Origin of the sequence: Sphingomonas mucosissima (assembly GCF_002197665.1) — a bacterium.
Classification (GTDB): domain Bacteria; phylum Pseudomonadota; class Alphaproteobacteria; order Sphingomonadales; family Sphingomonadaceae; genus Sphingomonas; species Sphingomonas mucosissima.
Genome location: NZ_NBBJ01000001.1, coordinates 148,484 through 165,096, shown reverse-complemented (window position 1 = coordinate 165,096; position 16,613 = coordinate 148,484). Strand labels below are relative to the sequence as shown.

20 protein-coding genes and 1 tRNA gene are annotated in these 16,613 nt (G+C 66.4%); 11 read left to right on the top strand and 10 right to left on the bottom strand.

The window, feature by feature from the left end:
* Window positions 1–47 precede the first annotated feature (47 nt).
* Window positions 48–659 carry an HAD family hydrolase gene (locus tag SPMU_RS00790; RefSeq protein WP_088330987.1) on the bottom strand — a complete coding sequence of 204 codons (612 nt, stop codon included), beginning with the start codon at window positions 657–659 and terminating at the stop codon, window positions 48–50.
* Window positions 660–663: 4 nt separating this feature from the next.
* Window positions 664–789: a type B 50S ribosomal protein L36 gene (ykgO, locus tag SPMU_RS00785; RefSeq protein ID WP_003046794.1), complete on the bottom strand. Its 126-nt coding sequence runs from the start codon at window positions 787–789 to the stop codon at window positions 664–666.
* Window positions 790–921: 132 nt separating this feature from the next.
* Here ykgO and SPMU_RS00780 point away from each other — a divergent pair, with 132 nt between their 5' ends.
* The 4 genes from SPMU_RS00780 to SPMU_RS00765 are packed head-to-tail and all read left to right on the top strand — an operon-like array spanning window position 922 to window position 4,097.
* On the top strand, window positions 922–1,521 hold the full coding sequence (locus tag SPMU_RS00780; RefSeq protein WP_088330985.1) for a DUF4136 domain-containing protein: 600 nt from the start codon (window positions 922–924) through the stop codon (window positions 1,519–1,521).
* Window positions 1,518–2,657: a M14 family metallopeptidase gene (locus SPMU_RS00775; protein ID WP_088330983.1), complete on the top strand. Its 1,140-nt coding sequence runs from the start codon at window positions 1,518–1,520 to the stop codon at window positions 2,655–2,657. Before SPMU_RS00780 ends, SPMU_RS00775 begins: the two co-directional genes overlap by 4 nt.
* Window positions 2,657–3,259: a GNAT family N-acetyltransferase gene (locus tag SPMU_RS00770; RefSeq protein WP_211275683.1), complete on the top strand. Its 603-nt coding sequence runs from the start codon at window positions 2,657–2,659 to the stop codon at window positions 3,257–3,259. Before SPMU_RS00775 ends, SPMU_RS00770 begins: the two co-directional genes overlap by 1 nt.
* 1 nt (window position 3,260) lies before the next feature.
* A complete protein-coding gene (locus SPMU_RS00765; RefSeq protein ID WP_088330979.1) occupies window positions 3,261–4,097 on the top strand; it encodes a MipA/OmpV family protein in 837 nt (278 codons plus the stop codon).
* A 122-nt stretch (window positions 4,098–4,219) separates the two neighbouring features.
* On the opposite strand, the gene SPMU_RS00760 is transcribed toward SPMU_RS00765, so the two are convergent.
* On the bottom strand, window positions 4,220–4,999 hold the full coding sequence (locus SPMU_RS00760; protein WP_088330977.1) for a hypothetical protein: 780 nt from the start codon (window positions 4,997–4,999) through the stop codon (window positions 4,220–4,222).
* Window positions 5,000–5,153: 154 nt separating this feature from the next.
* Here SPMU_RS00760 and SPMU_RS00755 point away from each other — a divergent pair, with 154 nt between their 5' ends.
* The 3 genes from SPMU_RS00755 (at window position 5,154) to SPMU_RS00745 (ending at window position 7,564) form a co-directional block, all read left to right on the top strand.
* Entirely contained in the window at window positions 5,154–6,038 is an 885-nt protein-coding gene (locus tag SPMU_RS00755; protein ID WP_088330975.1) for a dienelactone hydrolase family protein, read from the top strand.
* Window positions 6,039–6,073: 35 nt separating this feature from the next.
* Window positions 6,074–6,688: a glutathione S-transferase family protein gene (locus SPMU_RS00750; protein ID WP_088330973.1), complete on the top strand. Its 615-nt coding sequence runs from the start codon at window positions 6,074–6,076 to the stop codon at window positions 6,686–6,688.
* A 72-nt stretch (window positions 6,689–6,760) separates the two neighbouring features.
* Complete coding sequence (locus tag SPMU_RS00745; RefSeq protein ID WP_245832643.1) at window positions 6,761–7,564, top strand: energy transducer TonB; 804 nt, start codon at window positions 6,761–6,763, stop codon at window positions 7,562–7,564.
* Between the two features lie 48 nt (window positions 7,565–7,612).
* On the opposite strand, the gene SPMU_RS00740 is transcribed toward SPMU_RS00745, so the two are convergent.
* The 3 genes from SPMU_RS00740 to SPMU_RS00730 all read right to left on the bottom strand — a co-directional run bounded on the left by SPMU_RS00740 (window position 7,613) and on the right by SPMU_RS00730 (window position 10,110).
* Window positions 7,613–8,083, bottom strand: a complete 471-nt coding sequence (locus SPMU_RS00740) for an NUDIX domain-containing protein (protein ID WP_088330971.1) — start codon at window positions 8,081–8,083, stop codon at window positions 7,613–7,615.
* Window positions 8,084–8,085: 2 nt separating this feature from the next.
* Complete coding sequence (locus SPMU_RS00735) at window positions 8,086–9,498, bottom strand: DEAD/DEAH box helicase (protein ID WP_088330969.1); 1,413 nt, start codon at window positions 9,496–9,498, stop codon at window positions 8,086–8,088.
* 108 nt (window positions 9,499–9,606) lie between these two features.
* Window positions 9,607–10,110 carry a hypothetical protein gene (locus tag SPMU_RS00730; protein ID WP_245832642.1) on the bottom strand — a complete coding sequence of 168 codons (504 nt, stop codon included), beginning with the start codon at window positions 10,108–10,110 and terminating at the stop codon, window positions 9,607–9,609.
* Between the two features lie 6 nt (window positions 10,111–10,116).
* On the opposite strand from SPMU_RS00730, the gene SPMU_RS00725 reads away from it, so the two are divergent.
* Together SPMU_RS00725 and SPMU_RS00720 are read left to right on the top strand one after the other, a co-directional pair.
* Window positions 10,117–11,565: an FAD-binding oxidoreductase gene (locus SPMU_RS00725; RefSeq protein ID WP_088330967.1), complete on the top strand. Its 1,449-nt coding sequence runs from the start codon at window positions 10,117–10,119 to the stop codon at window positions 11,563–11,565.
* Between the two features lie 55 nt (window positions 11,566–11,620).
* Window positions 11,621–12,391 (top strand): SapC family protein, encoded by a 771-nt coding sequence (locus tag SPMU_RS00720; protein WP_088330965.1) that lies wholly within the window; start codon window positions 11,621–11,623, stop codon window positions 12,389–12,391.
* 318 nt (window positions 12,392–12,709) lie between these two features.
* Here SPMU_RS00720 and SPMU_RS00715 read toward each other — a convergent pair whose 3' ends face one another.
* Window positions 12,710–13,543, bottom strand: coding sequence for an N-formylglutamate amidohydrolase (locus tag SPMU_RS00715; RefSeq protein ID WP_169715597.1), 834 nt, complete (start codon window positions 13,541–13,543; stop codon window positions 12,710–12,712).
* A gap of 120 nt (window positions 13,544–13,663) precedes the next feature.
* Here SPMU_RS00715 and cpdR point away from each other — a divergent pair, with 120 nt between their 5' ends.
* A complete protein-coding gene (cpdR, locus tag SPMU_RS00710) occupies window positions 13,664–14,041 on the top strand; it encodes a cell cycle two-component system response regulator CpdR (protein WP_088333068.1) in 378 nt (125 codons plus the stop codon).
* Between the two features lie 48 nt (window positions 14,042–14,089).
* Window positions 14,090–14,164 (top strand) — tRNA-Val (locus SPMU_RS00705).
* Window positions 14,165–14,375: 211 nt separating this feature from the next.
* On the opposite strand, the gene SPMU_RS00700 is transcribed toward SPMU_RS00705, so the two are convergent.
* The 3 genes from SPMU_RS00700 to SPMU_RS00695 form a co-directional block, all read right to left on the bottom strand.
* Window positions 14,376–14,969, bottom strand: a complete 594-nt coding sequence (locus tag SPMU_RS00700; protein ID WP_088330961.1) for a septal ring lytic transglycosylase RlpA family protein — start codon at window positions 14,967–14,969, stop codon at window positions 14,376–14,378.
* A 280-nt stretch (window positions 14,970–15,249) separates the two neighbouring features.
* Window positions 15,250–15,411, bottom strand: coding sequence for a hypothetical protein (locus SPMU_RS16775; protein ID WP_169715596.1), 162 nt, complete (start codon window positions 15,409–15,411; stop codon window positions 15,250–15,252).
* A 245-nt stretch (window positions 15,412–15,656) separates the two neighbouring features.
* Complete coding sequence (locus SPMU_RS00695) at window positions 15,657–16,586, bottom strand: electron transfer flavoprotein subunit alpha/FixB family protein (protein ID WP_088330959.1); 930 nt, start codon at window positions 16,584–16,586, stop codon at window positions 15,657–15,659.
* Window positions 16,587–16,613 lie beyond the last annotated feature (27 nt).

Sequence of the window (16,613 nt, the reverse complement as noted above, 5' to 3'; positions counted from 1 at the left end):
GCGAACAGTTACGTCCTCGCCGTCCCAGCAGCGGCGGCGGGGACCGGTCAGCCCAGCAGGCCGAACCGGGTCAGATCGGCGCGCAGGCTCGCGGCATCGGTAAAGGGCACGGCATGCATCCCGACCGCCTTAGCGCCCGCGACATTGTCGTGCCGATCGTCGACGAACAGCGCCTCGTGCGGCGCCAGCCCAAACCGGCCGAGCGCCAGGTGGTAGATCGCAGCATCCGGCTTCACCAGCCGCTCGGCACCCGACACCACGATGTCGCGAAAGCGGTCGAACATCGCGGCTTCCTGTGTGCGGAACGGCGCAAAGAATTCATCGCTGAAATTGGTGATCGCGAACAGCGGCACGCCGGCTTCATCAAGCTCGGCGACCAGCTCGGGCATGCCTGGAACGGGCCCCGGGATCTGTTCCGAGAATCGCGGACCCCATTGGGCGATCAGCTCCGCATGCTGCGGAAAGCGCGCGGATAGCTCCGCCGACGTCTCCGCAAAGGGACGGCCGGCGTCATGCTGGAAATGCCACTCCTTGGAGCAGACATCGCGCAGGAATACGTCCAGCGCCTCATCATCGCTGATGAGGCGCCGGTAGAGGACCTTGGGGTCCCAGTCGTACAGGACGTTGCCGATGTCGAAGACAACGGCAATCGGCCGCATCAAATCAGCCCTGGCGAGCCTTGAAGCGACGGTTCGTCTTGTTGATGACATAGGTCCGGCCGCGACGGCGGATGACGCGGTTGTCGCGGTGGCGGTCCTTGAGCGACTTCAGGCTATTGCGGATCTTCATGGCGGATTCGCTTCTATGTTTATGCGTGATCGGAAAGGGTGCGCGCCTAGTGGCAGCCCTCTTGCAAGTCAAGACGGAGCCGCCAACAGAGACAAGCGTTGAATCACCGTAACGAACGCTGGGAGAAGTGTCATGGGCCGTTTTGTGATCGTCATCGGCATGGCGGCGGCCCTCGCCGGCTGTGCCACCGGGCCGTCCCGTTTCCCGGTGCAGGCCACGCGCTACCATCTGAACGCGATGACCGATCGCGGCACCGTCGCCGTTGAACCGCTGACCGGCTCCGGCACCGCAAGCCTTGAGTATAAGACGTACGCCGCCGCCGTGCAGACCGAATTGCTGCGCCTCGGCTATACCAATCCGGCACCGGGCACGACGCCGCAGTTCCTGGCCACCGTATCGTTCAGCCGCGCCTCCCGGCCGCTGCCGCCGCGCCGCTCGCCCATTTCGATCGGGCTCGGTGGCGGCGGCATCAGCGGCGGGCGCGGCGGCGGCGTGGGCCTTGGCGGCGGCGTCAGCCTACCGGTGGGCGGCTCGGGCGCCGGCGAAGGCGTGGTAACGGAACTGTCCGTGCGGATCCGCCAGGGGCCTGACGCGGTGTGGGAAGGCCAGGCGCAATCGCTGACGGACATCACCGCCTCCGATGCCGACGCGGCGGCGGTCGCCACGCGGCTCGCGCGCGCACTCTTCGCCGACTTCCCCGGCGAGAGCGGCCGCACTATCCAGGTGCCATGAGCTTCAGCATCAACGCCGCTTTCGACAGCGGCAATATTCGCCTGATCGGAATCACTGGTGATCGCGTCGATCTCGAGATCGTCAAGGATCACCAGTCCGATTTCTACCAATGGTTCTACTTCCGGGTCGCTGGTGCGGCGGGCCGGCGACTGACCTTCCGCATCCTCAACGCGGGCGGCTCGGCCTATCCGTTCGGCTGGCCGGGATACCGCACCCGTGCGTCCACCGATCGCAAGGCGTGGCATACGGTGGACACGCGCTACGCCGATGGCGTGCTCGAATTCGATTGGCCCGGCGGTGCGGCAGCGGGTGACGCCGCCACTTCTGACGGGCAAATCGTCTGGTTCGCCTATTTCGCGCCTTATACGATGGAGCAGCACGCCGATCTGGTCGCGCGCATCGCGGCCCGCCCCGGCGTCCGCCATCGCGAGCTCGGCACCTCGCTGGACGGCCAGGCGATCGACTGTTTCGACATCGGCACCGGCCCCAAATCGGTGTGGCTCTACGCGCGCCAGCACCCCGGCGAATCGATGGCCGAATGGTGGATGGAAGGCGCGCTCGACTGGCTAACGAGCGCGGCCGCTGCGCCCCTGCTGGAGGCCGCAACGGTCCACGTCGTGCCGAACATGAACCCGGACGGCACGCGCCGCGGCCACCTGCGCACCAATGCCGCGGGCGTGAACCTCAATCGCGAATGGCACGCGCCCACGCCCGAGCGCAGCCCCGAAGTGCTGTGCGTACGCAATGCCATGGACGAAACCGGCGTGAACTTCGCCATGGACGTTCATGGTGACGAGGCAATCGCGGCAAACTTCATCGCCGGCTTCGAAGGCGTTCCCTCCTGGACCGAGCGGCGCGGCAATCTGTTCGTCGAGTTCGGTCAGCGGCTGGCGGCGCATACGCCCGATTTCCAGACCGCGCTTGGCTACGAAAAGTCGCAGCCCGGCCGCGCTAATCTCTCCATGTCGACCAACCAACTGGCCGAGCGGTTCGGCGCGGTTAGCGTCACGCTGGAAATGCCGTTCAAGGATCACGATGCAAACCCCGACCCGGCGTTCGCCTGGTCGCCGGAGCGGTCCGCGAAACTGGGGGTCTCGTGCCTCGAAGTGCTCAGCGAGATGATCGGGGATCTGTGATGGAGATGCGCGAGGGCGGTCTCGACGATCCGCAAGTGATCGCCCTCGTCGCGCATCATCAGGCGGAGGCACGCGCCACCACGCCGCAGGACAATGCCCATGCCATGGGCGCCGCCGGGCTGCGCGATCCCGCCATCAGCTTCTGGTGCGCCTGGGAAGGTGACACGCTGCTCGGCATTGGCGCGCTGCGCCAATTGTCGCCCGATCATGGCGAGATCAAATCGATGCGCACCGCGCCCGCGCATCTGCGCCGCGGTGTCGGCCGTGCGATCCTGGCGCACCTTGTCGCGCTCGCCCGCACCCGGGGCTATCTCCGGGTCAGCCTGGAGACAGGCACCGCGCCGATGTTCGATGCGGCCAATCGGATGTATGAAGCGGCGGGCTTCACCGACGGGCCGGTCTTCGGCGGCTATCCCGAAAGCCCGCACAACCGCTTCATGACGATGCGCCTCGACGCACCGTCAGCGCAGGCGTCGCAAGCACGCCGCGGTTCCCGTTCGTCCATCTGGCACTTCCGTTTCGCCGGCCCGACATTATTACGGCTGCGTGACGACGGTTGCGGCTCGTGTCACGCGCCGCCGCCTGCCGAAAAGAGGAAGTGAGATGCGCTCCATCGTTATCGCCGCCGCGGTAGCCGCGGCCCAGCCCTGCCTTGCCCAGACGCAGAACCCGCCGCCGGCTCCCCCCGCCGCCCGCGCCGCCCTGCCAGGTGCCAACGGCTGGAGCATGACGATCGGTGCGGCACCCGTTCTCAGCCCGGTGTGGCAAGCGTCGCGCGACATGGCGCTGTCGCTCTTCCCGGACCTGCGGTTCAACTACAAGGACGTGATCTTCGCCTCGATCCCCGATGGGCTCGGTTGGAATGCGGTGAACAGCGGCGGCTGGAAAGCGGGGCCATTGGCCAAGATCCGCTTCGGGCGGGACGAGGAACGGGGCGGATCGCCCTTCATCATCACCGGCGGCAGCGATGCGCTGCTTGGATTGGGCGACGTCAGCGCCGCCGGCGAGGTTGGCGGCTTTGTTGAACGTCGGCTCGGGTCGTGGCGCGGCCGGGTCGAGGTTCGGCAGGGCTTTGGCGGGCACACCGGCATCGTTGCCGATACATCGATCAGTTATCAGGCCCGCGCCGGCCGTATGATCATGAACTTCGGGCCACGCGCCACGCTGGCAAGCAGGAACTATCTCGACACTTATTTCGGGATCGACGCGGTCCAGTCGCAGCGCTCCGGGCTTCGCACTTATGCGCCGTCTGGGGGCTTATTGTCCGTTGGCGTCGGCGGATCGGTCATCCGCCCGCTCGATCGGCGAAGCGCACTGACGCTGTTCACCGGCCTCGACCGGCTCGGCGATGAAGCCGCCGATTCGCCGCTGGTGCGCGAACGCGGCCGCCGCATGCAATTCACGCTCGGCCTCGGCTATGGCTATCGCTTCAATCTCTGACGACTGACGCAGGCCGGCGGATTATTGCCATCGGCAGCGGCGCGATGACATGGGTCGGCAGCCATGACGGGGCGTCACCTGGCACCATCCGAAACAGCGGACCGCAGCGGCCGCGAACCACTTTACCGAAGAGGCTGAGCACGCCGCGCGCCAGCGACGGCACCGCCTACCACCAGCACCGCCGCAACCGCTGTCGCCGCCGCAATCACGCCGGCTTCGCGGCCGCCAGCAGCATAAATCGCCGCCAGCGCCCACAGGAACACGGCGGCATAAGGCGGGTTGCCGCGCCCGCGCACCAGGGCCGCGGCCGCGATCACGCCCGCTACCACGATGATCGCCGCGCCGATCAGCGGCGCCGCCGCCCTGCCCTCCACGCCGTGGTAACGCAATGAAGCGGCGATATTCACCATCGTAGCGACAGTGAGCCACGCCGCCAGCGCACTGAGCGGTAGATAGACCAGCCACCGCTCTCCGGTGGAGAGACGCGCGTCCGATACGATGCGGTAGATGGTCAGCAGGCATATGAGTGTGCCGGCAATGATCGCCACCGATACCACGCTGAGGCCGTAGATCTGGGTATAGGCGGCCCACAAGGCGTTGCCCAGGAACGCGCCCGCAGCCGGCCAGCGGATCTGGCGCAGCAGCGGATTGCCGCGCTGCGCGGGCAGCGCCTGATAGATCGCGAACAATGTCGCGCCCGTATATAGCGCGCCCCAGATCGAGAACGCCCAGCCAGCCGGCGTGATCAGCGTGCGCACGGCATCGGATCGCGCGCCGATCGGCTCTCCGAGGCCGAGTTGCGGCAGCAGCGGGGTCAGGATCTGGAGCACCGCTGCCGCCAGCACCGCGATCATCGCCGCGTTGATCGGCCCCGGTGAACCGGTGTGAACACGTGTTGCCATCCCCCCCCAACGCCCGCTGCGCTTTCTCGTTGCTCGGCCCGTTCTAGCTGCTCGCCGCCAACTCGGCAGCCGCCGCAACATGCCCCTCGCCTCCCCCGGTCGCGCGGTCTAGCCTCTCGTGTGCGCCCGCCAAGGGGCGATTCGGGAGTGCCCTGTGACCGAACCTTCCCTGCGCGACCGCGCCGTTCAGCTCTACGACGCCTTCACGCATGAACATCGCGACCGCCGAACGCTGCTGCGCCAGATGACGGCGCTGGCGGGCTCGACGATCGCGGCCGAGGCGCTGATCGCCGGAATCGCCGCATCTCCCGCAGCTGCGGCGATCGTCGACGCGGCGGACCAGCGGCTCGATGTCGGCATGCGCTCGGGCACACAGGCCGGCCAGCCCGCGCGCGCTTATCACGCCGCACCAAAAGGTTACGCGAAGACCGCCGCGAAGCGTGGCACCGTCCTCGTCGTCCACGAGAACCGCGGGCTCACGCCGCACATCCAGGATGTCGCGCGCCGCATCGCGCTGGCCGGCTTCGTCGCCATCGCCCCCGATCTCCTCGCGTCGCAGGGCGGCACCCCGGCGGACGAGGACAAGGCGCGCGAGTTGATCGGCACGGTAGATTACGACCTCGCTCTCGCCCAGGCGCGCGGCTTTGCAGACGCGGCGCGCACGATGCCGCGCGTTACCGGCAAGGTCGGCATGATCGGCTTCTGCTGGGGCGGCGCCTTCGTCAACCGCATGGCAATCGCAGGCGGGATTGATGCCGGCGTATCTTATTACGGCCCCGCACCCGCAGCCGCCGAGGCGCCAAAGGTGAATACCCCGCTGATGCTCCATTACGCCGGCACCGACGCGCGCGTCGCGCAGACCGGCGAGCCGTGGGTCGCGGCGCTGAAGGCCGCGGGCAAGCCGGTGGAGGCATTCACCTATCCCGGCGTCGATCACGCCTTCAACAACGATACGTCGGCCGCGCGCTACAACAAACCGGCCGCTGACCTCGCGTGGAGCCGCACGATCGCGTTCCTCAATCGCCATCTGCACGCGTGAGGCCGATTGTCGCGCGAGAAAGGCCGAAACGTGCCATGAGGGACCTGATCTTCTACACCAACCCCATGTCCCGCGGCCGAATTGCACGCTGGATGCTGGAGGAAATCGCGGCGCCGTACGAAACGCGGCTGGTCGATTGGACGGCCAAGCCCGATGAATTCCTCGCCGCCAATCCGATGGCCAAGGTCCCGACGATCGTCCACAATGGCCAGGTCGTCACGGAAACGGGCGCGATCATCGCCTATATTGCAGAGGCGTTCCCGCAAGCAGGCCTCGCCCCCACGGCAGCGGAGCGTGCGGCCGATTACCGCTGGATGTTCTTCGCCGCCGGCCCCTTGGAGGCCGCCACCACCAATCGCTCGCTCGGCGTCGACCCCACCGCCGAGCAGCAGGGCATGGTCGGCTACGGCAGCCTCGACCGCGTTGTCACAGCGCTGAAAAGCGCCGTGACGGCAAGCACTTACATCGCGGGTGATCGGTTCACGGCAGCGGACGTCTATGTTGGCAGCCACATCTCGTGGGGTCTGCAATTCGGCGCACTTCCGCAATCTGAGGACTTCGACGTGTATCTCGCCCGCATCACCGGTCGCCCCGCAGCGGTGCGCGCCCGCGAGATCGATGACGCGCTGATCGCCAGCGCTGGCAGCTAATTCGGCTCCCAAGGTCGCCGTGCCCGCGCGCCGGCCAGCAGCCGTTCAGCCTTTTCATGCGTTTAGGCGCCGATGGCCTATGCTGCGAACTCCGGCACCCGTTGGACGCGCGAACGCCTGCTCTCGGCAGCGGCGGCGCTCGCCCTGCCGGCGCTCCTCGGCTACGCCCTGATTATAGGCCTCAGCGTTCCCTTTCCACGGAGCGTGCAGGACACGATCAAGCTCTTCGCCGTCGAACCCCCGCCACCCCCGCCGCCGCCTCCCATGCCGGAACAGCGCGCCGCCAAAAGCCGTACCGAGGGTGAAGCATCGGCCCGCAACATCCGCAGCCGCGCAACCGAAGTTGCGGCGCCTCCGCCGGTGGTAATCCTGCCGCCTACGCCCCCGCCCGTGATCACCGCCCCAAAGCCGTACATCGCGCACGATCCAACCTCCGGTTCGGCGGCGGTACGCGGCCCCGGAACGGGCGCAGGGGGCTTTGGCAGCGGCTTCGGCAGCGGCGGCAGCGGCGATGGAGACGGCGGCGGCGGTGATGGCGACGAAGCGGGTCCTCAATTTGTGCGCGGCCGCATGAGTACATCCGATCTTCCCGAAGCGCTGTTCGTCACCGGCTTCAACGGCACCGTGGGCGTCCGCTACTTGGTGGCCGTCAACGGCCGAGTGCCCACCTGCCAGGTCACCCGTTCAAGCGGCAATGCCGCGGTCGACGACATCACCTGTCGCCTGATCAAGGAGCGGTTCCGCTTCCAGCCCTCACGCGATGGCCGCGGTCGCCCGGTGCAATCGTGGATCGTCGAAAACCACAGCTGGGAGGTGGAGGCGGACACGCAGGAGGTGGTTGAAACCACGAGAAAACGCCGCGTCCGCTTGTGGTGACGGGCCGCACGCCACCCATGCCTACGCGGGCTGTGGCGCGCGTTCCCGCTACCAGCTGCCCCAGCCCTGCACACCATCGGCATATTCTGCAATCCGGCGGCGGGTTGCAGGGGAGGTGGCGCTTGGCAGTTCGTCGGAAGCGAACCACCCCAGCTCGGCGATCTCGCGCGGATCGGCAATGACGAGCGAGCCTGGATCGGAAACCTCGCAGACGAACACCACTACGTGATCGTCCTTGCTCTCCACCCGGTTGTGGAACACGCCGTGGAGGCCGCGCAGCACCGCGTTGGTGAGCCCCACCTCCTCCATCAACTCGCGCCGGACCGCCGCCTCGGCGCTTTCGCCTTTGTCGACCCCGCCGCCGGGCAGATACCAGCCCGCGACATAGTGATGCCGCACCAGTGCGATCCGCCTCGCTGGGTCAACCAGAAGCGCCCGCACGCCAAAGGTGCGCGGTTTCACGATCTTCCAATATAGCCGCATGGCCTGCCCGGCGACTCGATAGCGCCAGGCCACCATCGTCAGCCGCCGAGGGAAACGCTCAGGAAGGCAGGGACCGGTCCATTCCAGCCATCGTCCGGGCCGTCATCGACAGGATCGCGGCGCCGGCGATACTCGCCCGTGTCACGGCTGCGATCCCGATCCCGGCCGCGCTCAGCCGGCCGCTCCGAACCACGCTCGGCAGGACGTTCCGGCTCACGATCAGCGGGCCGCTCCCGGCTACGCCGCGGTGCCCGCTCCCCGCTCGGCGCCGCTTCCGGCTCCGGATCGGGTTTGGCACGCCGTGCGCGCTCGGGCTTGGGCTCCTCTGCCACTGTGACTTGGCGACGCTCGATCTTCTGGCCGGTAAGCTTCTCGATATTATCGATATTCTCGGCGTCGTCCGGAGCAACGAGCGTATAGGCGATACCGGTCGCGCCGCCCCGCCCGGTGCGCCCGATGCGGTGCACGTAATCGTCCGGGTGCCATGGCGCGTCGAAGTTGAAGACGTGGCTCACGCCCTTGATGTCCAGGCCGCGCGCCGCGACGTCGGAGGCGACGAGAATGTTGATCTCGCCCTTCTTAAACCGGTCAAGCTCGGCGATCCGGGCAGGCTGCTCCATGTCGCCATGGATTTCGCCCGCCGCGAAGCCGTGCTGCTTCAAGCTCTTGTTGAGTTCGCGCACCGTGGTCTTGCGGTTGCAGAAGATGATCGCGGTGCTGACCGCTTCTTCGCGCAGCAACTGACGCAGGATCTGGCGCTTCTCAAAGGCCTGCGCCTTTACCGGCACCACCCATTGAGCGATGTTGATGTTGGTGGTGGCGGGCCGCGCCACCTCGATCGTCTTCGGATTGGAAAGAAACTTGTCCGCCAGCTTCTTGATCGGCGGCGGCATGGTGGCCGAGAAAAGCAGCGTCTGCCGCTGCTTGGGCAGCTTGGTGCAGATTTCCTCGATGTCAGGGATGAACCCCATATCGAGCATCCGGTCCGCCTCGTCGATCACGAGCATGCTGCAACCGTTGAGCAGGATCTTGCCGCGGCCGAACAAGTCCATCAGCCGGCCCGGCGTCGCGATCAGGACATCGACGCCCTTTTCCAGCGCCTTCACCTGATCGCCCATTTGAACGCCGCCGATCAGCAGCGCCATCGATAGCTTGTGATACTTGCCGTAGATCTCGAAATTCTCGGCGACCTGCGCGGCCAGTTCGCGCGTCGGCTCCAGGATCAGGCTGCGCGGCATCAGCGCGCGGGCACGGCCATGCGCCAGGATGTCGATCATCGGCAGCACGAACGATGCCGTCTTGCCGGTCCCCGTCTGTGCAACACCGATGATGTCGCGCATCATCAGCACGCTGGGGATGGCCGAAGCCTGGATCGGCGTCGGGTCCGTATAGCCGGTGTCGCCAACGGCGCGGAGCAGTTCTTCTGAAAGGCCGAGGTCGGCGAAGCTCATGGCAATCCTGAAAAGAAGGCGCGCCGATGCGGCCCTTTTACCCGCTGGGCGAGACGCGATTGCGCCCCGATTGTCAAGGTAAACGGCGCCGGCAGCCCCTTTTTGCGCCTATTTCTTCTCAACAAGGGTGCGAAAACGGGCAATTTCGCACAACCCGCCCGAACGCGTGCGCAACGCGTCACGCCGGGCACACACCATGCCGTCCTTGCTGCGCTTGACGTAGAACCCGCTGTAGAAGTTCAGTGTGGGACAATCATCGTCCAGCTTCGCGCGGAGCCGCCGGCCGTCGGTGGCGATCAGATCCACGTCCCCGTCGGGAGAGATGATCGCGCTGGCAAGCACGTTGGCAGGCACGCACTTCGGCGCCTTTTTCTCATCCCACTCGATCGGCGCCTCTTGATGGCGACGCGACACGGTCGGCAGTCGGGGTATCCGGATCACGATCCGCTCGCGCACGGACATCTGGGCATAGCGGACCTCCGGCTCACTGGCGGAGATCGCCAGCGGCGCAGCAAGCAGCAGCGGCAGGATCGGGCGGGTGCGTATCTGCATCGTCGAAGGGGCACGCGCTGCCCCGAACAGTTTGAACGTCGGATGAATTGCGGCAATCATGGGGCAATGACTCCGCAACAGCTCCGCCTGCTGGACACGCTTGTGCCGGCGCTTCCTTCCCGCGCGATCCTCACTGATCGCAGCGTCATCGCGCCATGGGAAACGGATTGGCGCGACCGCTGGCATGGCGTTGCCCCGATCCTCTTCGAGCCCGGCACGGTGATGGAGATACAGGCGATCGTGGCGGCGGCGGCGCGGGAGGGCGTGCCGCTCGTGCCGCAGGGCGGGAACACCTCTATGGTCGGCGGCGCCACGCCGCCGGCCTCGGGCGAGGCGGTCATTCTCTCGCTTCGCCGGCTCAACCGGATTCGCTCGATCGACGGCGATGGAGGCTTGGCGGTGGCGGAAGCCGGCGTCATCCTCGCCGACCTGCACGATGCGGCGGCTAGCCACGCGCGGCGCTTCCCCCTCACCTTGGGCAGCCGAGGCTCCGCCACAATTGGCGGGCTGGTTTCCACCAACGCCGGCGGAACGCAGGTATTGCGATGGGGCACGATGCGCGGCCTGGTCGCCGGCGTGGAGGCAGTGCTCGCAGATGGCAGTCTGTATGAAGGGCTTGCTGCGCTGAAGAAGGACAATCGCGGCTATGATCTGAACCAGTTGCTGATCGGCGCGGAGGGCACGCTGGGGATCATCACCGCTGCCACGCTGCGGTTGGCGCCGGCGATCCAAGCCCGCGCCGTCGCATGGATCGGCCTCGCCACGCCCGACGCGGCAATGCGCCTCCTGCGCCGGTTTGAAGCTGCGGGGAATGCGGTGGAGAGCTTCGAACTGCTGCCCGCCGAATCGCTCCATGCGGTGCTGACCCATATCCCAGGCACCCGACCACCGCTGGCGGGTGTGCATCCCTGGCACGTGCTGGTGGAAGCCGTCACCAGCGACCCCGCCGCCCCGCCGCCCGCCGCCTTCGTCGAGGAAGTTCTGGGGGCGGCGATGGCGGACGGCATCGTCACCGATGCCACAGTCGCCGCTAACGAGGCGCAGGCCGAAGCCTTTTGGCGCATCCGCGATTCGATCTCCGATGCCGAGCGCGCCACCGGCCCGGCGGCGCAACACGACATCTCCGTGCCCGTGGAGGCGATGCCGCGCTTTCTCATCGAGGCGGCGGCCGCATGCGACGCCCGCTTCCCCGGCACCCGGGCCAGCGGCTTTGGCCACCTTGGCGACGGCAACGTCCACTTCCACGTTCGCGCGCCGGCCGGGGCAGACCGTCGCCGCTGGCTTGCCGAGGAAGCGCCGGCGGTTACCCGCTTTGTCGATGATCTGGTGGTCGCTGCCGGCGGCTCGATCTCTGCCGAGCATGGCATCGGCCAAATGAAGCTGCACGAGTTGGAACGCCTGTCGCCCCCGCCGCGCATGGCGGCACTGCGCGCGATCAAGCGGGCGCTCGATCCGGCCGGCATCTTCAATCCCGGCAAGCTCGTCACGCTTGCGCCAAGCGGCGCAGGCGAATAGTGCGCGCGGGTTCGGGCGGCCGGCGCCGCTCCGTGTCCGTATCTGGAGAGATTTGATGGCCAGCGCGCCGCAGCAGCAGCTTCCGCTTTTTTACAACGGCCTTGAGCCGCTTTCGAGCGAGATGCACGCCGATTACAAGATCCGTCCTGCCGAGTCCGCGCCCTTCCTGGCGACGCAGCATGCGATTCCGGTGACCATCGACGAATTCGCGCTGGTGCAGCGGTATATGCCGATCGTCTTCTCCGCCGGCGACGATTCCGTGCCGATCGCGCTGATGGGCCTGAACGAGGGCGTGAACGTCTTCGTCGATGCCGATGGCAAGCTAATCGACGATACCTTCTACGTCCCGGCTTATATCCGTCGCTATCCCTATCTGCTCGCCCGCCTGCGCCCTGACGCGGAGGAGCTGTCGCTCTGCTTCGACCCCACCTCGGACACGATCGGCCAGTTCGACGAAGGCCAGCCGCTGTTTGAAAATGGCCAGCCGAGCGAAGTGACCAAGAACATCCTCGCCTTCAACGAGCAGTTCGAGCAGGCCGGTGCCCGCACAGCGCAGTTCATGAACGAGCTCCGCGAAACCGAGCTGCTGATGGACGGCGAAGTCTCGATTCAGCACGACGGCTATGATCAGCCTTTCGTGTATCGCGGTTTCCAGATGATCAACGAGGAAAAGCTGCAGGATCTGCGCGGCGACCAGCTGCGCAAGATGACCAAGAGCGGCATGCTCCCGCTGCTTTATGCGCACCTTTTCTCGCTGTCGCTGATGCGCGAAGTGTTCGCCCGGCAGGTCCGGTTGGGCAAGATGCCGCAGCCCACGCTCGGCTGACCGGCTTCTCATCCACGTCGCAAGAGGCGCCATTCCGTGACCGCGGGGTGGCGCCTTTTCTTTTGCGGTGATCATCTGGCGCTTCGTCGAAAAACTGAGCGGCGTGAACTGGGGCGCGACCTGACGTCATTCACCGCGACCACTCACCGACGAAAAATCTCGCTTTCTCGCCCAGCGGTTGAAACCTCTCGCCCGCGCCTTACGTTATGCAGGTACGGTTTCCGTGTTCCCCCCTTTCGCGGAGCCGTATGGGCACACCTCCGGGTGTGTCTCCTCCCTGAACCTTGGCCACCTCGGGCTTCGCCCGAGGTGGTTTTTTTATTCCGCGGCGAGTGCGCTTGGCTGATCGAGCGCTTCTTCCTCCAGCGCATCGATGATCTCCCGCACCAGCGCGACCACCCGATCAAACCCGGCGCCGGGCCGGTCCAGGCGCTCGTCCAGGTAGAGCGAGCGGTCAAGCTCCAGCTGAATGGCGTGAACGTGCTGGCGCGGGCTGCTGTGGCGCTCCAGGATATGTCCGCCCGCATAGGGTACGTTGAGGCTGTACGGGACCTGCGCGGCCGCAATCACCGCTTCCGTCCGCCGTACGAAACGCTGTGCAGCAGACCGCCCGAACCGATCGCCGATCACGATCCGGGCGCCGCTGCCTGCGATCGGCGGCATGGAATGCACGTCGAGCAGCACGGCGACCCCGAACCGCGCATGGGCGGCGCGTAGCGTTGCGCTCAGGGTCTCGTGATATGGCCGATGCGTGGTCGCGATCCGGGCGACCACCTCGTCCCCGCCCAGTCGCCTTCGCCATAACTCGCCCGACCCGCTCGTGCGGCGCGGCACCAGGCCTAATCCACTGCGGACCTTGGCGCTGAGATGCCCCGCCGCCGCGCCATCGTCCAACCGCGGATCACGATCATGCTCGGCACGGTTCAGGTCGATCCACGCCCGCGCGATGTGCTGAATGATCGCCGTCTCGCCCCGCCGCGCCGCCAGCGCCACGCTATCGACGAACCGATCCTCCAGCACCATCAGGGCCGCCAGCGGCACCCGGGCAGCATCCTCCAGCCCCACGGGATAATCGCGCCCCGCGTGCGGCACGGAAAGCACCACCGGGCTGGCGGGGGGCACCTGGCCGACCAGGTCAAAGGACGATTGCATCGCCGACCAGCCTATGAAGTAAGTCCACCTGTCGCAATCAGATACAGCAATCGCCGGCATCGGCTGGAAAACGTTAAAGGATTTCCGCATATGCTGGCGGCTGATCGCAAGGACCCACGAATGATCCGAATCTTGCTGGCAGAGGACGACCAGGTGATGCGCGAATATCTCGCGCGCGCGCTGGAGAAGTCCGGCTATGCGGTGACCGCCGTTGACCGCGGGACGGCCGCGCTGCCGCTTATCGAAGAAGAAGAGTTTGATCTTCTGCTCACCGACATTGTCATGCCCGAAATGGACGGCATCGAGCTTGCGCAGCGTGCTGGCGAACTGCGCCCGAAGCTGCGCGTCATGTTCATCACCGGCTTTGCCGCGGTAACGTTGAAGGCGGGCAAGGCGATGCCGCAGGCACGCGTGCTCTCCAAGCCATTCCACTTGCGCGATCTCGTGATGGAAGTGGATCGCATGTTCGAGGTCGGGGAATTTGAGGAATTGCGCTAACAGGGCTTGCGCCGGTCTATAGGCCCGGCTAATGGCCCCGCTCCCGGAGGGCGTGTAGCTCAGTGGTAGAGCACTGTGTTGACATCGCAGGGGTCGCAAGTTCAATCCTTGCCACGCCCACCATCGAAAGCCCCGCTAGACCATCGGTCTGGCGGGGTTTTTGATTCAGGCCCGCGCTCCCTATCGATGCCCGCTTGAACGGAGGACGGCGGCGGGCGGGCAAAACCCTCCGTACTGTGGGCACGCCACCGGTTTCTGGAGCGCGCGCTAGGCGCCTTCCAGCTGTCGCGCGCCTGCATCGCCAATGCAGCTACCCGCCGGGACGGTCAGCCGGTCAGGGCGCCTGCACCAGCCCCTGCCGCACGCCGTCCGCCAGTTGCGCCCTTAGCGAGGCCAAGGCAGCCTCACTAAGCCTTGGACGCTCTGGTACAGCCTTGCCGGCCCGCAGCCGCGCGCGCTCCTTCTCGGGCGGATCGACACGCCGCACCCTGACGGCGGCAACGCCGGTGCTGCGAATCCCAAGCTGCTCGGCGGCGCCCCGCGAAAGGTCGATGATGCGCCCACGCGCAAACGGCCCACGATCATTGATCCGCACCAGGATCGTCCGCCCCGTTTCAAGCGCCGTCACTTCCACATAGGTCGGCAACGGCAGCGTGGTGTGCGCGCCCGTGATCCATTTAGGTCGAAACCGTTCGCCCAGAGCGACTTGGTTGCCGCTTTCGAAACCATACCAACTAGCGTAGCCGAGAACATCGAAGGTTGGGTCGGCAGCCGGACGATAGGTCACACCGCGCACGGCATAGGGTTTGCCCACCACCACCGGTGTATCGCTGACCGGACGGTAACTGGTCGTGCTGCAGCCTGCGAGTGCCAGCGCGGCGATCGCAAGCGCGGCCGCTTGGGGCGGAAGCCGGGCTGAGGTGATCATCCCGTCCTGGTAGCGACAGCAGGCTGCGAGCGGAACTGGCCCCGGCCACGGGCGACCACTGTACTCGGGGGTAGCGGACTGGGGTCAGGCATATCGGTGCCACCGCCGCGCGCCACCGGCCCACTCACCGCCTCTAGCCGGCGAGCGGCAGGCACGTCGCCGCGGACCATAAATTGCGGCAAGAACAACGAGATCGGCGCCACCGGTCATTCACACCTTGGCACCGATCATCGGCACGCTTCACCAGATACCTCGAGAGGAGAGGTACGTAGATCAACCGTCAGGAGCGGTAACGATGCCGAATAAGGGCCCAGATTTTTATCACCGCGAGCGGGCCGTCGCGGAGCGACGCGCTGCGAAGCGGGCGCGAGACGAGCGCGCGCAGGCGGCGCATCTGGAACTCGCGTATCAGCATGAGCTTGCGCAGGCGATTGCTTGGCACCGCTCCAATCCAAGCGGGAGCGGCGGACACTGACCGGCATCGCTGGCGTGAAGCGATGCTGCCGGACGGCCGCCCTGATCGGGCGAAACAACAAGTATTTTCCGATCACCCGCCGAACAAAGAAAGGGCGACGCTGCCCGTCAGCGCCGCCCTTTCCTTACATCGATCCAATCAAAGACCTCAGCGCTTCCGCGTTTGGCACCCACAGGGGCCCGCCAGCGGCGGAAACGCTTGCCAGTTGGCGCTCAGAGCTTCTCGGTCAGCTCCGGGACGAGCTTGAACAGGTCGCCGACGAGGCCGAGGTCCGCCACCTGGAAGATTGGCGCATCCTCGTCCTTGTTGATGGCGATGATGGTCTTGGAGTCCTTCATGCCGGCAAGGTGCTGGATCGCGCCCGAGATGCCGACCGCGATATACACTTCCGGCGCGACGATCTTGCCGGTCTGACCGACCTGATAGTCGTTCGGCACGAAGCCGGCGTCCACCGCGGCACGGCTAGCGCCGACGCCTGCGCCCAGCTTGTCGGCCAGCGGCTCGATGAGCTTGGTGAAATTCTCGCCGTTCTGCAGCGCACGGCCGCCGGAGACGATGATCTTCGCGCTGGCGAGCTCCGGACGGGCGCTCTTGGCGATTTCCGAGCTCTCGTAGGTGGAGAGGCCCTTGTCGCCGGTGGAGGCAACGGCCTCGACCGTGCCTGAACCGCCCTCGGCAGCTGCCTTCTCAAAGGCAGTGGTGCGGACGGTCAGCACCTTCTTGGCGTCCGACGTCTGCACGGTCGCGATCGCGTTGCCGGCATAGATCGGGCGGGTGAAGGTGTCCTCGCTCTCGACCGAGAGCACTTCGGAGATCTGCATCACATCGAGCAGCGCGGCGACGCGCGGCGCGATGTTCTTCGCCGAGGTGGTAGCCGGCGCGACGAACGCGTCGTGATGGCCCATCAGCTCAACGATCAGCGGCGCCACATTCTCGGCCAGCGCATGCGCGTAAGCATCGTCATCCGCGACATGAACCTTGCCGACACCGGCAATCTTGGCGGCTGCCTGCGCAACGCCATCCACGCCCTTGCCGGCGACCAGCAGGTGAACTTCGCCCAGCTTCGACGCGGCGGTCACCGCGGCAAGCGTGGCATCCTTGACGGTCGATCCGTCATGCTCGACCCAAACCAGAGTCTTCATCTTGAACCTCTTTCCTCTCCCCGTCGG

Coding starts and splice junctions, on each gene's coding strand:
- SPMU_RS00745 (WP_245832643.1), top strand. CDS start 6,761: ATGGCCTATGCTGCGAACTCCGGCACCCGTTGGACGCGCGAACGCCTG.
- SPMU_RS00725 (WP_088330967.1), top strand. CDS start 10,117: ATGACTCCGCAACAGCTCCGCCTGCTGGACACGCTTGTGCCGGCGCTT.
- SPMU_RS00740 (WP_088330971.1), bottom strand. CDS start 8,083: ATGGTGGCCTGGCGCTATCGAGTCGCCGGGCAGGCCATGCGGCTATAT.
- SPMU_RS00765 (WP_088330979.1), top strand. CDS start 3,261: ATGCGCTCCATCGTTATCGCCGCCGCGGTAGCCGCGGCCCAGCCCTGC.
- ykgO (WP_003046794.1), bottom strand. CDS start 789: ATGAAGATCCGCAATAGCCTGAAGTCGCTCAAGGACCGCCACCGCGAC.
- SPMU_RS00750 (WP_088330973.1), top strand. CDS start 6,074: ATGAGGGACCTGATCTTCTACACCAACCCCATGTCCCGCGGCCGAATT.
- SPMU_RS00775 (WP_088330983.1), top strand. CDS start 1,518: ATGAGCTTCAGCATCAACGCCGCTTTCGACAGCGGCAATATTCGCCTG.
- SPMU_RS00700 (WP_088330961.1), bottom strand. CDS start 14,969: ATGATCACCTCAGCCCGGCTTCCGCCCCAAGCGGCCGCGCTTGCGATC.
- SPMU_RS00770 (WP_211275683.1), top strand. CDS start 2,657: ATGGAGATGCGCGAGGGCGGTCTCGACGATCCGCAAGTGATCGCCCTC.
- SPMU_RS00735 (WP_088330969.1), bottom strand. CDS start 9,498: ATGAGCTTCGCCGACCTCGGCCTTTCAGAAGAACTGCTCCGCGCCGTT.
- cpdR (WP_088333068.1), top strand. CDS start 13,664: ATGATCCGAATCTTGCTGGCAGAGGACGACCAGGTGATGCGCGAATAT.
- SPMU_RS00790 (WP_088330987.1), bottom strand. CDS start 659: ATGCGGCCGATTGCCGTTGTCTTCGACATCGGCAACGTCCTGTACGAC.
- SPMU_RS00780 (WP_088330985.1), top strand. CDS start 922: ATGGGCCGTTTTGTGATCGTCATCGGCATGGCGGCGGCCCTCGCCGGC.
- SPMU_RS00760 (WP_088330977.1), bottom strand. CDS start 4,999: ATGGCAACACGTGTTCACACCGGTTCACCGGGGCCGATCAACGCGGCG.
- SPMU_RS00715 (WP_169715597.1), bottom strand. CDS start 13,543: ATGCAATCGTCCTTTGACCTGGTCGGCCAGGTGCCCCCCGCCAGCCCG.
- SPMU_RS00695 (WP_088330959.1), bottom strand. CDS start 16,586: ATGAAGACTCTGGTTTGGGTCGAGCATGACGGATCGACCGTCAAGGAT.
- SPMU_RS00720 (WP_088330965.1), top strand. CDS start 11,621: ATGGCCAGCGCGCCGCAGCAGCAGCTTCCGCTTTTTTACAACGGCCTT.
- SPMU_RS00730 (WP_245832642.1), bottom strand. CDS start 10,110: ATGATTGCCGCAATTCATCCGACGTTCAAACTGTTCGGGGCAGCGCGT.